This window comes from Sulfitobacter pontiacus, assembly GCF_040790665.1.
In the GTDB taxonomy this organism is placed as follows: domain Bacteria; phylum Pseudomonadota; class Alphaproteobacteria; order Rhodobacterales; family Rhodobacteraceae; genus Sulfitobacter; species Sulfitobacter pontiacus.
In genome coordinates this window covers 1812464-1827255 of record NZ_CP160849.1, presented here as the reverse complement: position 1 = coordinate 1827255, position 14792 = coordinate 1812464, and the positions used below count along the sequence as shown (strand labels likewise).

The window sequence follows — 14792 nt, the reverse complement described above, 5'->3', positions numbered from 1 at the left end:
TTAGAGATGACACAGACTGCTATCCCCTATCTCTTCATGCGCGGCGGCACCTCGCGGGGGCCATACTTCAACCGCGCGGATCTGCCCCAAGACCGCGAAACCCTCGCCGAAGTGCTGCTCGCCGTGGTCGGCTCCGGCCATCCGCTCAACATCGACGGCATCGGCGGCGGCGCGGCGGTCACCACCAAGGTCGCGATGCTATCGCCTTCAGACGACGGTTGGGCCGATGTGGACTATTTCTTCGCCCAAGTCTCGGTCGAGGATCGGCTGGTCGACTTCAAACCGACCTGCGGAAACATCCTGTCCGGTGTTGGCCCTGCGGCGGTGGAATTGGGCCTCGTCCAGCCCACCGGCGATGTGACGGATGTGAAGATCCACGCCGTCAACACTGGGGCCAAGGTGCTCTCCAAAGTGCTGACCCCCGGCGGCGTGCTTACCTATGACGGCGACACCGAGATCGCGGGCGTGCCCGGCACCGGTGCAGCCGTGGCGCTGAACTTCATGGGGGTCGTCGGCTCTTCGACCGGGGCGTTTTTGCCCACGGGCAAGATCCGCAATACCTTTGACGGGATCGAAGTCACCTGCATGGATGTTGCCATGCCGATGGTCATCGCCCGCGCGGCGGACTTTGGCCTGACGGGGTACGAGAGCGTGGCCGAGCTTGACGCGAACACGGATTTCTTTGCCCGTATGGAAGCCATCCGCCTTCAGGCCGGGGCCGCCATGGGCATGGGAGACGTGGCAAAATCCGTTACGCCGAAGTTCGGCTTGCTCGCCCCAGCCCAGAACGGTGGCACCATCGCGACGCGCTATTTCATGCCGTGGAACACGCACCCCTCCATGGCGGTGACCGGGGCGCAATGCCTTGCTTCCTGCGCGCTCACCCCCGGCAGTGTGGCCGATGGCCTGTTGGAACGCCCCATTCAAAGCCCCGCCGACGTTGTGCTCGAACATGCCTCTGGCACGATTGACGTGCTGGTGGATTACGACACGTCCGACGGCTTCGCGCTGAACTCCGCCGGGCTGCTGCGGACGGCCCGCAAGCTGGCGGATGGCTGTGTCTTTGTCCCCTCGCGCATTTGGGAGGGCCGCTGACATGCCCGTGATGAACCTGCTTGTCGCCTTCAACGGCTCGGACGCTTCCGTCGCCGCGCTGCGCTATGCCGCCTCACTGGCCAAACAGCGCGGCGCACATGTGACGGCGATCCTTGCGCATACCGCGCATGAGGTGATCGACCGTCGTTCCCGCTGGATCCCCGAAGAGGCTCGCGCCCTGTTGGAGGCTGCCAACAACGAAATCTTGGCCGAGGTCATCCGCCGGTTCGAAGAACTCCGCCCCGCCCTCGGTCTGGGCGACGCGCTGGATTTCCGCGAAGAGACCGGCCGCATCGACATGCTGCTTTCCGAAGGCGCGCGGTACTACGACATGCTGATCGTCGGTGCCCGTACCGAGAGTGATGACGCCCATGTGACCCACCACCCGGACCGCATCGCCTTGCAGTCCGGGCGTCCGGTGATCGTGGTGCCCGCGGGCTATGACGCAGGCGCGCAGCACAGCCACGCGGCGCTGGCATGGGACGGTGGTCGCGCCGCCGCGCGGGCGCTGTCGGACAGCTTGCGCCTGCTTGAGGCCGATGGCCGGGTCAGCGTGCTGACGGTCGGCAAACGCACATCCTGGCCGATCACCGATCTGATGACCCACCTCGACCGCCACGGCGTCGAAGCGGTGCATGAGGACTTTCCGACAACCCATCCGGTTTCACAGACTCTACTGTCCTATTGCGAGCGCCATGACCCCTCGCTGCTGGTGCTGGGTGCCTATGAGCATTCCAAATTTCGTGAAGATTTCCTTGGCGGCGTGACCGCCGAGGTGCTGGAAAAGATCAAAATCCCCGTTTTGTTGTCCCATTGAGAAGCGAATGATGACCAATTACGAGAAAATCAAAACCGCCCGCCGTGATCTGGAAAAACTGCGTGCCGAGCTGATCGCCAGCCTCAACACTCAAAAAGACCGCGACCCCGATCTGCTGATCCTGCACGAACGGGTCAGCAAAGCGATCAACGCGCTTTCAGCATAGGGTGCAGGGATGAAGGTTCATATACTCGACGACTGGTTCGACACCCTGCGCGGACTGCCCTGCTTTAACCTGCTGGCGGGGCATGATGTCACCGTCTGGACGGATCATCAGCCTGACGAGGCGATCTTGGCCGACCGTTTACAGGATGCCGACTGCGTCGTACTCTTTCGCGAGCGGACCAAGGTGACGCGGGGGTTGCTGGAGCGTCTGCCAAACCTGCGCCTGATTTCGCAGCGCGGTGCCTATCCGCATGTGGACGTCGCGGCCTGCACCGATCAGGGCGTGCTGCTGTGTTCCAACAAAGGTGCGGATGGGGCCAACCATGCGGCGGCGGAACTGACCTTTGCGCTGATCCTTGCGGCCATGCGGCAGTTGCCGCAGCAGATGACGAGCGTGAAGGCAGGCAACTGGCAGATAGGCGTAGGGCGCAGTCTGCGCGGGCGGCGGCTGGGGCTTTATGGCTATGGGCGTATCGGACGTGTGGTGGCGGACTATGCCCGCGCCTTCGGGATGGAGATCATCTGGTGGAGTTCCGAAGCCGGGCGCGCGCGGGCGAAAGCGGATGGTGAGACCGTCGCCGAAAGCCGCGCGGCGTTTTTCGGGTCCTGTGACGTGGTTTCGCTGCATCTGCGACTTACATCTGAGACGCGCGGCAGTGTCACCGCCGACGACCTCGGTGCGATGCAGCCGCGTTCGGTATTAGTGAACACCTCCCGCGCCGGACTGATTGCCGAAGGCGCGCTGCTGCAAGCGCTTAACGCCGGGCATCTGAGCGCGGCGGCGGTGGATGTCTTTGATTTCGAGCCGCTGACCGATCCCAACGACCCGCTGCTCTCGCATCCCAGATTGATCGCCACCCCGCATATCGGCTTTGTCACCGAGGATGAATTCGACAAGCAATTCGCGGATATCTTCGAACAGGTGAACGCCTATGCGGCAGGCGCTCCGATCCATATGATCAACCCTTCCGTCTACGCGCCATAAACCCCGCAACCAGCGGCGCGCCGACGATCACCAGCACGATGCGGGTCAGATGGTGGGTGATGACAAAGCCCAAATCCGCACCGGTCACGATGGCCAGCACCGTCATCTCGGCCTGCCCGCCCGGCGCGAAGGCAAGGAATGCCTCGACCGGGTTACCCAACCCGGCCCAAGTGACAAGCCCGGTGAAACCTGCGGCCAAAACGGCGAGCACCAGCACATAGGCGATGCCCGCCAGCACCACCCGCGTCAGCTCGCGCCATGTCACGCCCAGAAAATGCACGCCGATCCCGCAGCCGATAAAGAACTGCGCGGCCAGGATGGCCTCGGCGGGCGGGCGGCTGTGGATCAGGCCAGCCAGTGACAAGACAGCGGTGACGCTCATGGGGCCGAGGATCGAGGCACCGAACAGGCCAATCCGCTCTCCTCCCTTCCAGCCGATCAGGGCGGCGGCGGCCATCAGGGCCATCTCTCCCACTGGCAGTTCCGTCACCGGCGCGCCGATAGGATTGGTCAGCCCCGTCCCGTAAGCCAGCGTCAGGAAAGCAGGCGCGAGGGTAACGATGATCAGCACCCGCGTGGCATGGATCAGGGACAGCGCGCGCGGATCGCCCCCCGCTTCGGTGCCAAAGATAACCATGTCCTGCAAGCCACCCGGCATCGCGGCGTAATAGGCTGTCGGCGCGTCGAAGCCCCAAACATGCCGAAAGAACGGCACGCCGATAATCCCGATCAACGCAATAAAGACCGGGACCAGCGCCACCGACATCGCCATTTGTGGCAGTTGGTGAAACAGATCAGGCGTGATCGAAGCCCCAACCGCCACCCCAAGGATCGTGCGCGCCGCCACCGAAACTTGACCGAAGCCTTTGATCGGCAGGTTCGACAGCGCCGCGATAAGACAGGCGGCCATAGGGCCGAAAAGGAATGGCAGCGGCAGGTCGAGCCACCAGAAGGCCAAAGTGCCAGCCCCGGCGAGGATGAGGGTAAGCGACCGGTTTCGGGTTGGTTGGGCAATGCGCATGGGGTCCACTCCTGCAGTTTATCGGACTTGATCGTTATTGCATACTATTGTATCCACATGTATGCAATAATGACCTTTGGGGGCGTTTTATGAGCGAAGAAGACCGCACACCGCAGGGCAATTCTGCCTATGCGCAACTGATGGACGAACTGCGTGCCGGTCGGCTGAATCCCGGCGACCGCCTGCGGGAGACCGAACTGGCCGAACGTTTGGGCGTTTCCCGCACCCCCGTGCGCGAAGCGATCCGACAGTTAGAGGCAGACGGTGTCGTGGCCCATATCCCCCGCCAAGGGGCGAGCATCCGCACGCTGGACTACGCCGAGGTGATGGAACTCTACGAGATGCGCGCCGTGCTGGAGGGCACCGCCGCACGGCTCGCCGCCCGCGCTGCCTCGGACATCGAGATTGAAGAGTTGCAGGACATGAACCAGCAGCTTGCCACCCTGGGCAATGTGCCCGAAGCCTTCACCCTCAACCGCCAGTTCCACGCAGCCCTTCTGGACGCCGCGAAGAACCGTTTTCTCACCCGGTCGATCCATACACTGCAAAAGACGCTGATGATCCTCGGCCCGACGACGCTCACCGATCCTGCCCGTGCCGAGAAAGCGGTGGAGGAACATTTTGGCGTTCTGGATGCGATCAAGGCCCGTGATGCCGCCCTCGCCGAAGCGGCGATGCGCGCGCATATCGAAGCGGCCCAACGGGTTCGGGTGCGCGCCCTGCGCGCGCAGCCCACGCGCGATGAAACCTATGACGGAGACCTGCTGTGACCGAGACCTACGATATCGTCGTGATCGGCGGCGGCAATGCGGCCCTTTGCGCCGCGATCACCGCCGCCGAAGACGGCGCCCGCGTGCTGATCCTTGAGACCGCGCCAAAACCCTACCGGGGCGGCAATTCGCGCCACACCCGCAACTTCCGCTGCATGCACCATGGCCCCTTGGGCCCATTGGTCGAAAGCTACACCGAAGAGGAATACCTCGCCGATCTGATGAAGGTGACGGGTGGCAAGACGGATGAACATCTCGCACGCCTCGCCATCCGCTCTTCCGAGGAATGCCTGCCGTGGATGGAAGCCCATGGCGTGCGGTTTCAGCCTTCGCTGTCGGGCACCCTGTCACTGGCGCGCACCAACGCCTTCTTTCGCGGCGGTGGCAAAAGCCTTGTGAACGCCTATTACCGCACTGCCGAAAGGCTGGGCGTGGAGGTGCTCTATGAAGCCGCCGTGACCCACCTCGAGCTGGAAGGCGACCGGGTGACGCGGGTGGACTATACCCATGAGGGGGCCGCCAAGAGCCTCTCGCCCAAATCCGTCGTCGTGGCCTCTGGCGGATTTCAGGCCGACACCGACTGGCTGGCACGCGCATGGGGGCCAGCGGCGAAGAATTTCCTGATCCGCGGCACGCCCTACAACCGCGGCGTGGTATTGGCGGACCTGCTGGATCAAGGCATCGCGCAGGTTGGCGACCCGACCCAATGTCACGCCGTCGCCATCGACGGGCGGGCACCGAAATTCGATGGCGGGATCGTCACACGGCTGGATTGCGTGCCCTTCTCCATCGTCGTCAACAAAGACGCACAGCGGTTCTATGATGAGGGTGAGGATGTCTGGCCGAAACGCTATGCCATCTGGGGCCGACTGGTGGCCGCGCAGCCCGATCAGGTCGGCTATGTCATCATCGATGCCAAATCGCTGAACCTGTTTATGCCCTCGGTGTTCCCGCCGATCAAGGCAGACACGCTGGCGGAACTGGCGGGCAAAATGGGCCTGCCCGCCGACGCGCTAGAGCAGACCGTGGCCGAATTCAACGAAGCCTGCGGCGATCAAAGCGGCTTTCACCCCACCGAGCTGGACGGGGTCGCCACCTCCGGCCTCACCCCGCCCAAGACCAACTGGGCGCGACCGATCACCAAGCCGCCGTTCTACGGCTATTCGCTGCGCACTGGCGTCACCTTTACCTATCTCGGGCTGAAGGTGGATGAAAACGCGCAATGCTCCATCGACGACCGCCTTGCCAGCAACCTTTGGGCGGCGGGCGAAACCATGGCCGGGTCGATTCTGGGCCAAGGCTACCTCGCCGGTTTCGGCATGACCATCGGCACCGTATTCGGACGTATCGCAGGCAAGGAGGCCGCAGCCCATGCAAATTGATCTACTCCAAGAGGCCCGCCGTCAGGCCGAAATCTGCAACGCCTGCCGCTATTGCGAGGGGTACTGCTCGGTTTTCCCTGCCCTTCAGGCCGAACGCGCCTTTTCGGACGGGGATCTAACGCAACTGGCGAACCTCTGTCACAATTGCCGGGGCTGCTACTACGCCTGCCAATACACCGCCCCGCATGAGTTTGAACTGAACTTGCCGCAAGCCTTGGCCGATGTGCGCCAAGACAGTTGGGAAGAGTTTGCCTTTCCACGTGCCGCCGGGAAAGCCTTCCAGAAAAACGGCCTCGCCATCGTGCTCGCCACTGTCTTGGGCTTTGCATTGCTGTTTTGGGCTGCCCGTGCGCTGGCCGCCGCAGGAGGCGAAGGATTCTATGCGGTACTGTCTCACAATGCGATGGTAGCGATCTTCCTGCCCGCCTTTCTGTTTCCGTTGATAAGCATTGCCATCGGCCTGCGCCGCTACTGGCAAACCGTGGGCGGCACCCGGGTTCGCCTGTCGCATTTGCGCGGGGCCATCGCCTCTGTCGCGAACATGCGCAACCTCAAGGGCGGCCACGGCGACGGCTGCAACTTTGAAGACGAAGACCGCTTCACCCATGCCCGCCGCTATGCGCATCAGGCAATCATGTATGGCTTTCTGCTGTGTTTCGCTTCGACCAGCGTAGGAACCCTGATGCACTATCTGCTGGATATGCCCGCCCCTTATGGGCTGTTTTCGGCACCAAAGATTCTTGGGCTCTCAGGTGGCATTCTATTGGTGTTGGGCTGTAGCAAGATGGTCTGGCTTAAGCTGCGGTCTGACAAATCGCTCGGCGCGACTAATGCCTTTGGCGGCGAAATAGCCTTTACCGGATTGCTGGGGTTTGTCGGACTATCGGGGCTGCTGCTCTATGCGGCAGGCGGCACCGGCTGGATGCCGGGTCTTTTGGTCATACATCTCGGCGCGGTGCTGGCGTTTTTCCTGCTCACGCCTTTCACCAAGATGGCGCATGGGTTCTACCGAATGGCAGCGCTGGTCAGGGATGCACAGCGGCGCGAGGTGGGCTGACTTTAGGCTTTCCAGCAACGCTTGCAGATCACCCCGGCCGCGCCTACAGACGGCGCGACCGGCGGAAGATCATTCGCCGAAGTGGATGACTGAACGGATGCTCTTGCCTTCATGCATCAGGTCGAAGGCTTCGTTGATCTGTTCCAGCCCCATGGCGTGGGTGATGAAGTCATTCAGCTTGAATTCGCCGTTCATGTAGCGCTCGACATAGTCAGGTAGCTCGGAGCGTCCCTTGACCCCGCCAAAGGCCGACCCCCGCCAGACACGCCCCGTGACCAACTGGAACGGACGGGTAGAGATTTCCTGCCCCGCCCCGGCAACCCCGATGACTACGGATTCGCCCCAGCCCTTGTGGCAGCATTCCAACGCCGAGCGCATAACATTGACGTTGCCGATACACTCGAACGAATAATCCACGCCGCCGTCGGTCATCTCGACAATCACGTCCTGAATGGGTTTGTCGTGATCTTTGGGGTTGATGAAATCGGTGGCGCCCAGCTTGCGGGCAAGATCGAATTTGCTTTCGTTGATATCGATCACGATGATCCGGCTGGCCTTGGCCATGGTCGCGCCGATCACGGCGGACAGGCCAATGCCGCCCATGCCGAAGATCGCAACGGTCGACCCCTCTTCGACCTTCGCGGTGTTCATCACAGCCCCCATGCCGGTAGTGACGCCGCAGCCCAGAAGGCAAACCTCTTCAAGCGGCGCATCGGGGTTAACCTTGGCAAGCGATATCTCGGGCAGCACTGTGTATTCCGAGAAGGTCGAGCAGCCCATGTAGTGCAGGATGGGCTGACCATCCTTGTAGAACCGGCTGGTGCCGTCGGGCATCAGACCGCGCCCTTGGGTTTCCCGAATCTTCTGGCAGAGGTTGGTCTTGCCGGATTTGCAGAATTTGCACTCGCCACATTCTGGCGTGTAGAGCGGGATCACATGGTCACCCACCGCCACGCTGGTGACGCCCTCGCCGATGGATTCGACAATCCCGCCCCCTTCATGGCCCAGAATGACCGGGAACAGGCCTTCGGGGTCTTCGCCCGACAAAGTGAAAGCATCGGTATGGCAAACGCCCGAGGCGATAATTTTGATGCGCACTTCGCCAGCCTTAGGCGGCATTACGTCGATTTCCTCGATCGAGAGAGGTTCGTTAACGGCCCAGGCGACGGCCGCTTTGCATTTGATGATATCGGTCATGGGGCTCACTTCGCGGTTAGGATTATTTTGGCGGGTGACGGTGTAGGGACTGTCATTTACACTGTTTCCCACTGGCGATAATCAGAGATATCTGCAAAACACCGTTACCTATTAGCAATAGTTCTTCGGCCATTAAGATTGAAAGGAACATCATGCTGAGTTGGGAGGGGGTATCAGAATTTGTGGCCGTCGCTGAAGCCCAAAGCTTTACAGCTGCTGCCAACAGCTTGGGTATTTCTACGGCTCAGGTCAGCCGCCAAGTCGGCGCACTTGAGGCGCGATTGGACACCAAGCTGTTCTACCGCACCACGCGCAAGGTCACGATCACCGAGACGGGTCAGGTGTATTACAACCATTGCCGGCAGGTGCTTGATGGGCTGGCCGAAGCCGAGCGCGCGATCACCGATCTGCATCAAAGCCCCAAGGGACGGCTGAACCTTACAGCCCCGGTGACATATGGCGAGAACCGCATCGCGCCTTTGGTCAACGACTTCGTGCGGCGCTATCCTGATCTTGAGGTCAACCTCAGGCTGACCAATCAGCTGCTCGATCTTGTAGCGGAAAGCTACGATCTCGCAATCCGGCTGGGAGAGTTGGAAGACAGCTCCATGATGGCAAAGCGGCTGGCCTCTCGCAGGCATTACACCTGCGCGGCACCCGAATACCTTTCCTCTCACGGAACCCCGCACACCCTGTCCGAACTTGACGGCTACAACTGTTTGCAAGGCACTTTGGGCTATTGGCGGTTTCAGGAAAAAGGAACCACCCGCCACATCCGGGTGAAAGGCAATCTCCGCTGCAACAGCGGCGCATCGCTGGTCGATGCGGCGCTGAAGAACCTCGGGATCATCCAGCTGCCGGATTATTATGTAGAGGCGGAGCTGCGGGCCGGTCGGTTGATTTCTGTTTTGGATACGTATCGCGCGCCGGACGATGGCATCTGGGCGATCTATCCGCAGAACCGGCATCTTTCGCCAAAGGTCCGGCTGCTGCTTGATCACCTTGGGAAAGGGTTGCGATGATCTACAAAATCATCGCCTCAGAATTTGAAAGGGTTGCGATGATCGTGAGCGACCCGCCAAGTGCGCTGACCTTCGGGACTTGGGCCGTCATCTGAGCATCTTTGTCCGAAGGAGCGAGGACCCGGCAAAGATCGTATCTTTTGGCCTTGCGTTCAGCCACCTGCACCGGGGCTTCGTTCAGCGAAAGGCTCATTTGGCCGCACCATGAGGTAAACTAAGGCGACGTGGCAGATGCCCCTTCATGCCGGACCAAATGGCCCGATAGGCACCGTCCTATTGATGGAGCTCTTTTGCCAAAAACCGAACGAACAGAAGCGTGAGGTTCTCGCGGCGCGAGGTGTCTGGCCAGACGGCAAAAATTCCCAACGGTTTCAGCCGCCAATCGGCGAACAGGCGGCTCAGCTTGCCCTCCGTCTCCCCCCGGGCGGCGAGATGCTCGGGCAGAACCGTGGCGCCAAGGTTCTTGCAGGCGAAATGGTAGAGGGCATCCACGCTGTCCACTTCCAGCCGGGCTTGGCCCAGAACTTTCGCCTCTTCCCCACCGGGGCCGCTAAGGCGGGTATAGTCTGAGCGATGTCGGTAGCGCACCCAGTCCCAGTCTTCCAGATCGCAAGGATGCTCGGGGGCCGGGCGCGTTGCGGCATAGTCGCTGCCGACCACCAAGGCGCGCGCGCTTTCACCCAGTTTGCGCGACATCATCGCACTGTCGTCGAGCCAGCCCGCGCGGATATTCACGTCAAAACCATCGTTGATAAGGTCCATCCTCTGATCCGAAAAAGCCAACGACAGAGCGACTTGCGGATGAAGACGGGAAAATTCAGCGATCACCGTCGACAGGGTCGATGACGACATAAAGGCAGGGATCGACACCCTAAGCGCGCCCACCGGCTCCAACGACAGGGCGTTGAGGTCATTCAACCCGCTTTCGGCGCTTCGCAGCATGTCGGTCACCCGGGCGTAGAACATCCGCCCTTCGTTGCTGAGCGCGATCTTGCGGGTTGTGCGGTAAAGCAGTGTCACGCCAAGGAAATCTTCAAGTTCGGAGACGGTTTCACTCACCCGCGACGGTGCGACGCCAAGGGCTTTCGCCGCGGCCCGGAACGAGCCTTCGTCCACCACCCGGGCGAAGATGGCCATATGCTTTAGCTGATCGATCATTGTTCGGCCTGCCGGAACTATCACTTCTGGATTCCATGAATACCCCGATCAATGCGCCGGGAATAGATGTTCCTTGCAACACGAGGAACACCGCCATGAAAGCGACCACTCATCTCAACACCGAAAGCGCAGAGCGTTATCTGGGCACGCTCTGCAAACATTTCGGCCACAAGGTGCCCGTCACCCACACGCGCCAAAACGGCCATATCGAACTGCCTTTCGGGGCATGTGAACTGGCCGCAACAAAGGGCCAGTTGTCACTGAGCGCGACAGCCGATGACCGGGCCGCTCTCGATAAGGTCGTGCAGGTCATTACCAGCCACCTCGAGCGTTTTGCCTTCCGCGAAGACCCCAAGCTCACCTGGACCTACGCCGCCTGAGAGCTCAGCTGGCCCGAACTTTTCGGGTGCCGCGCGGAGTGGCACCCGAAATCTTGAACTTAACCAAGGCCCCATTCCTTCGGGGCACCCGATATGGAGCGACACATGAAACGCAGAACCCTTCTGAGAACGTCACTCGGCGCATCTCTGGCCATCCTTCTCGGACAACACGCAGGAGCAAAAGAAATGGACACGGTTACACAAGAGAGCTTTGACACCGTAATGGCCTTCATGGGCGCTATGGGGGCGGGCGATATGGAGAAAATGCGGGCCCTGATGGCCGAGGATATGGTCTGGCACAACGAGGGCGACGAAAGCTTGCCGTGGATCGGTGAGGCACGCGGCAAGGAGGCAGTCTTCGACTTTCTTGGCGTCTTTGGCCAGAATTTTCAGACAACCGCTTGGGACAACACAGATGCCTTTGCCGCAGGCGACACCGTTGCCGTCTTTGGTAAGATGAGCGGCATCACCACGAAATCCGGCAAAGAGACTGGCCCCTTCACCTTTGCCCTGCGTGCCAAGGTCCGCGATGGTCAGGTGGTGCTGTGGCACTGGTTCGAAGACAGCTTTGCCGTCAGCAAAGCCTACCACGGCTAATATCCGCAACCTGGCAGGGCCCGTCAGGCCCCGCCAGCGAGACCACAGTCAAAGGAGAGCCCCATGCGCTATGCTGTCACCGCCGTTTCAGGACAACTCGGTCAAGAAATCGCCCGCAAACTCATAGAACGAACAGATCACGCCTCGGTCATCGGCCTCGCCCGGACGCCGGGCAATGTCACCGAGTTAGGGATCGAGGTGCGCCCCGGCGACTATGACCAGCCGGACGCGCTTCGAACATCCCTTGCAGGCGTTGATGCCCTTGTGCTCGTCTCAGGCATGGCCCCGCCCGAAGACCGCATCGGCCAGCACCGCAACGTGATCGAGGCGGCCAAGGTCGCCGGCATTCGCAAGATCGTCTACACCAGCATTCAAGGTCCCGAAGTCGGGACCGCCTTCTCACCCGTCGTGCAGAGCAACCGCCAGACCGAGGCCGACATCCGCGCCAGCGGTCTGGATTGGACCATCGGTCGCAACGGCATCTACATCGAGCCTGACGTTGAATATATCGACAGCTACCGCGCCAAGGGCGAGATCGCCAACAGCGCGGGGGACGGCAAATGCGGCTACACGACCCGTTCCGAATTGGCCCATGCCTATGCCGCTTTGCTGACGCGGGACGAGCTGAACCGTCAAACCTTTGATTTGAACGGCACGCCGATCACTCAGGCGGAACTAACGCAGTATATGAACGCCGCATATGGCACAGCGCTTACCTATCGCGGCATGTCGGCCGAAGACTATGTCGCTGACCGCACCGCCGAGCTTGGCGATTTTATCGGCCCGATTATCGGCGGCATCTACGACGGCATCCGCCGCGGTGCCTTTGACGCCCCCGGCGATTATGAAACCGCGACCGGACGCCCGCATCAAAGCTGGGAAGATTATTTCACCTCGCTGTTACGCTGATCGCCACAGATACGCGGCGCGACCCGCGTAGAACGACCAACCTTTCGGAGATATTTGCGTGCTGAAATCCACATGGGATCACCCCATCACCTTCTGGGCGCTGTTGAGCCTCCCCACCATTCCAATGACCCTTGGCCTGACCTCCGGCACGCCGGACGCGGTCAAAACTCTTTTGCATCCCACCGGTGAATTCGCCGCGCGGTTCATGATCATCGCGATGATGATCACCCCGCTGATGATGCTTTTTCGCGATGCGAGCTGGCCGCGCTGGCTGATGAAGCGTCGGCGCTATCTTGGCGTGGCCGCATTCTTCTACGCGCTGGCCCACACGGTGCTTTACCTCATTGATGAAGGCGCCATAGCCTTCACTGGCGGCGAGGTATCAAAGCTGTACATCTGGACCGGCTGGATCGCCTTTCTTATCTTTGTGCCATTGGCTGTTACGTCGACAGACGCATGGGTGCGCCGCCTTGGGCGGTCGTGGAAAAAGCTACAGCAGTTTGTCTATGCTGCGGCTATACTAACCCTCATCCACTGGGCTGCCCTGCACGATTGGGGCGGCGTCGGCGCGGCTCTCGTGCATTTTGCGCCTCTGGTCGCTCTTGAGGTGTACCGTCTGTGGTCAACCCAACAACGCCGCCGCCACCGCGCGTTGACGTAAGCGAAGGGTTGCGGGGCAAATTCTCCGTTCGTTCGTTCGGCGATCTAAAGCTTAATAGCCGATCTCCCCACCTTTATAGGGAATCTTCGCACCTACCGTCAAAATACATAAGCCACCCATCGTGTCGGACGCAGCGAACGGCCCAAACCGGACCTTGGGCCGGCGGGCAAGGAAAGTCTCCTTCAGACACTTTTGGCTATAAAATACAAGCTTTCCCGCTACGATCTTCACCGACTAAACCAAGTGCTTCCCGATATGCGTTACCGTTAATGCTTCTTACCTTCGAATGACCCATTGTTTGAAGCTGGCCTCCAATGCGCCACATGGCGCGAGGATCAGGTCGCGGGACTGGTATGGGCCCGCATCGTCAATTATCTCGGCAACGGTGACGCACTGTGCAGGGTCCGAGGCCAAACGCATCTCCATGCTCGCGTCGTCATAAACAAACTGCTGTGCGGGATCAGCCTTGTCGCAGGAGATCAGACCAAATGGGTTTTCGGCATTCTCCGGATCATTATACGCCATGCACAGACCATCATAGGTCGCCGACGCGATCATGCCCGTCTCTGCCGCATAGGTGAACAACACGTCGTCCCCTTCCGGTTTGCATGAATGGGCGTGAAGCTGATCGCTCAGACCGCGCCCTTCAGTATCGATGCACCAGCCGAGCGACGCTTCCTCGTCAAGGTTATCGGCAAGATGAATGACGGGCCCGTCGGTCTGGAGGCTTGGTGCCTCCGCATGAGCCGAAAATGGGATACTTTGGCCCAATACGATCAGCGCGGCAAAGGCCAAGTTTGAGCTTGGAAACCTCATTGCTCACTCCTTATGGAACTGTTGTCGAAAGGTACGAATGCGCGCTGCATTGACGCCTTGGTCACTGCGCCCCACCCTTGAAACGCCGCGCATGTCCACGCGGCTCCCGTTCTCGGCAGGGGTAACTGCAACGACAATATCGTCGGCGAAATAGAAGACTGATGTGCGCGCGGTGGCCTCGAACCGATGACGGGTTGGATCGGTCGCAACGATCTCCCACCCCATTTCGCCTGCCACCTGCAATGCCCGCTCAAAGGCTGCGTCCGTGCTCAGGCCGGTCTCAAGTGGCACAATATCGGGATAGGCTGTCGCTTGTTGGTCTGCCACTTCTACACCGCCGTATTCGAGCGTGTTGCGCGCACCCGCGCGGGTGTCATCCAGCACCTCGAAGGCCGGGGGATTGGCGGTATCAGTCGTGATGTCATGGATTGGCGCCGCGCGCGGTTGGGGGTTCACAGTGCTTGAAATCAGGGGAAACAGGACCCCCAGTCCAAGCAGCGTGACCACGCCGCCGATCGCAGCCCAACCCTTTTCGCCCCGGCCAAGATGGATGGCCAAAGCGATCAGCCCCGCGCTGAAGATGCCCACCCCGATTGCGTTAAAGTAGCTCCGGTAAAGCCCGAACCCTATGATCGGTTCCCAAAGCCCCAAGCGCGCTCCGAACAAGATCAGTGTAACGCAAGTTAACCCAGCAACGGCGATCAGGGCGGCAATTTTTCCAGTATGTTTCATGTGTTCGGCCTTTCACGACCAGCGTTGA

The 14792-nt window shown here is 60.7% G+C and carries 18 protein-coding genes; 12 read left to right on the top strand and 6 right to left on the bottom strand.

Translation table 11 applies throughout. The annotated features are described in order from the left end of the window. The first annotated feature begins 6 nt into the window (after nucleotides 1-6). Genes AB1495_RS08980 through AB1495_RS08965 form a run of 4 tightly spaced genes read left to right on the top strand, consistent with a single transcriptional unit; the run spans nucleotide 7 to nucleotide 3062 of the window. Complete coding sequence (locus tag AB1495_RS08980; protein WP_074635745.1) at nucleotides 7-1095, top strand: 4-oxalomesaconate tautomerase; 1089 nt, start codon at nucleotides 7-9, stop codon at nucleotides 1093-1095. Between the two features lies 1 nt (nucleotide 1096). After that, nucleotides 1097-1912, top strand: a complete 816-nt coding sequence (locus tag AB1495_RS08975; protein WP_074635748.1) for a universal stress protein — start codon at nucleotides 1097-1099, stop codon at nucleotides 1910-1912. Nucleotides 1913-1919: 7 nt separating this feature from the next. Continuing rightward, a complete protein-coding gene (locus tag AB1495_RS08970) occupies nucleotides 1920-2078 on the top strand; it encodes a hypothetical protein (RefSeq protein ID WP_009826174.1) in 159 nt (52 codons plus the stop codon). 9 nt (nucleotides 2079-2087) lie between these two features. Beyond that, nucleotides 2088-3062, top strand: a complete 975-nt coding sequence (locus tag AB1495_RS08965; protein WP_074635750.1) for a D-2-hydroxyacid dehydrogenase family protein — start codon at nucleotides 2088-2090, stop codon at nucleotides 3060-3062. Here AB1495_RS08965 and AB1495_RS08960 read toward each other — a convergent pair. Further along, on the bottom strand, nucleotides 3037-4083 hold the full coding sequence (locus AB1495_RS08960; RefSeq protein WP_074635751.1) for an AbrB family transcriptional regulator: 1047 nt from the start codon (nucleotides 4081-4083) through the stop codon (nucleotides 3037-3039). The genes AB1495_RS08965 and AB1495_RS08960 overlap by 26 nt on opposite strands. Before the next feature lie 89 nt (nucleotides 4084-4172). Between AB1495_RS08960 and AB1495_RS08955 the strand changes: the two genes are divergently transcribed. The 3 genes from AB1495_RS08955 to tcuB are packed head-to-tail and all read left to right on the top strand — an operon-like array spanning nucleotide 4173 to nucleotide 7292. Continuing rightward, nucleotides 4173-4853: a GntR family transcriptional regulator gene (locus tag AB1495_RS08955; RefSeq protein WP_005851792.1), complete on the top strand. Its 681-nt coding sequence runs from the start codon at nucleotides 4173-4175 to the stop codon at nucleotides 4851-4853. Next, nucleotides 4850-6235 carry an FAD-dependent tricarballylate dehydrogenase TcuA gene (gene tcuA / locus AB1495_RS08950; RefSeq protein WP_074635752.1) on the top strand — a complete coding sequence of 462 codons (1386 nt, stop codon included), beginning with the start codon at nucleotides 4850-4852 and terminating at the stop codon, nucleotides 6233-6235. The genes AB1495_RS08955 and tcuA overlap by 4 nt, the downstream gene beginning before the upstream one ends. Beyond that, nucleotides 6225-7292 carry a tricarballylate utilization 4Fe-4S protein TcuB gene (gene tcuB / locus AB1495_RS08945; protein WP_074635754.1) on the top strand — a complete coding sequence of 356 codons (1068 nt, stop codon included), beginning with the start codon at nucleotides 6225-6227 and terminating at the stop codon, nucleotides 7290-7292. The genes tcuA and tcuB overlap by 11 nt, the downstream gene beginning before the upstream one ends. Nucleotides 7293-7361: 69 nt before the next feature. Here tcuB and AB1495_RS08940 read toward each other — a convergent pair whose 3' ends face one another. Then, complete coding sequence (locus tag AB1495_RS08940) at nucleotides 7362-8480, bottom strand: S-(hydroxymethyl)glutathione dehydrogenase/class III alcohol dehydrogenase (protein ID WP_367581974.1); 1119 nt, start codon at nucleotides 8478-8480, stop codon at nucleotides 7362-7364. A 161-nt stretch (nucleotides 8481-8641) separates the two neighbouring features. On the opposite strand from AB1495_RS08940, the gene AB1495_RS08935 reads away from it, so the two are divergent. Continuing rightward, nucleotides 8642-9511, top strand: coding sequence for a LysR substrate-binding domain-containing protein (locus AB1495_RS08935; protein WP_074635758.1), 870 nt, complete (start codon nucleotides 8642-8644; stop codon nucleotides 9509-9511). 1 nt (nucleotide 9512) lies between these two features. Here AB1495_RS08935 and AB1495_RS08930 read toward each other — a convergent pair whose 3' ends face one another. After that, entirely contained in the window at nucleotides 9513-9704 is a 192-nt protein-coding gene (locus AB1495_RS08930; RefSeq protein WP_139283806.1) for a hypothetical protein, read from the bottom strand. Between the two features lie 80 nt (nucleotides 9705-9784). Next, entirely contained in the window at nucleotides 9785-10669 is an 885-nt protein-coding gene (locus AB1495_RS08925; protein ID WP_074635760.1) for a LysR family transcriptional regulator, read from the bottom strand. Between the two features lie 95 nt (nucleotides 10670-10764). On the opposite strand from AB1495_RS08925, the gene AB1495_RS08920 reads away from it, so the two are divergent. The 4 genes from AB1495_RS08920 to AB1495_RS08905 all read left to right on the top strand — a co-directional run bounded on the left by AB1495_RS08920 (nucleotide 10765) and on the right by AB1495_RS08905 (nucleotide 13216). After that, nucleotides 10765-11049, top strand: coding sequence for a DUF2218 domain-containing protein (locus tag AB1495_RS08920; RefSeq protein ID WP_037967306.1), 285 nt, complete (start codon nucleotides 10765-10767; stop codon nucleotides 11047-11049). Between the two features lie 186 nt (nucleotides 11050-11235). Then, nucleotides 11236-11646 (top strand): nuclear transport factor 2 family protein, encoded by a 411-nt coding sequence (locus AB1495_RS08915; protein WP_244268916.1) that lies wholly within the window; start codon nucleotides 11236-11238, stop codon nucleotides 11644-11646. Between the two features lie 63 nt (nucleotides 11647-11709). Then, on the top strand, nucleotides 11710-12555 hold the full coding sequence (locus tag AB1495_RS08910; protein WP_074635763.1) for an NAD(P)H-binding protein: 846 nt from the start codon (nucleotides 11710-11712) through the stop codon (nucleotides 12553-12555). A gap of 58 nt (nucleotides 12556-12613) precedes the next feature. Continuing rightward, entirely contained in the window at nucleotides 12614-13216 is a 603-nt protein-coding gene (locus AB1495_RS08905) for a sulfite oxidase heme-binding subunit YedZ (RefSeq protein WP_074635765.1), read from the top strand. Nucleotides 13217-13492: 276 nt separating this feature from the next. Here the strand turns inward: AB1495_RS08905 and AB1495_RS08900 are convergent, their stop codons facing one another. After that, nucleotides 13493-14032 (bottom strand): ricin-type beta-trefoil lectin domain protein, encoded by a 540-nt coding sequence (locus tag AB1495_RS08900; RefSeq protein ID WP_139283808.1) that lies wholly within the window; start codon nucleotides 14030-14032, stop codon nucleotides 13493-13495. A 3-nt stretch (nucleotides 14033-14035) separates the two neighbouring features. After that, complete coding sequence (locus AB1495_RS08895) at nucleotides 14036-14764, bottom strand: DUF1499 domain-containing protein (RefSeq protein WP_074635769.1); 729 nt, start codon at nucleotides 14762-14764, stop codon at nucleotides 14036-14038. Nucleotides 14765-14792: the final 28 nt, after the last annotated feature.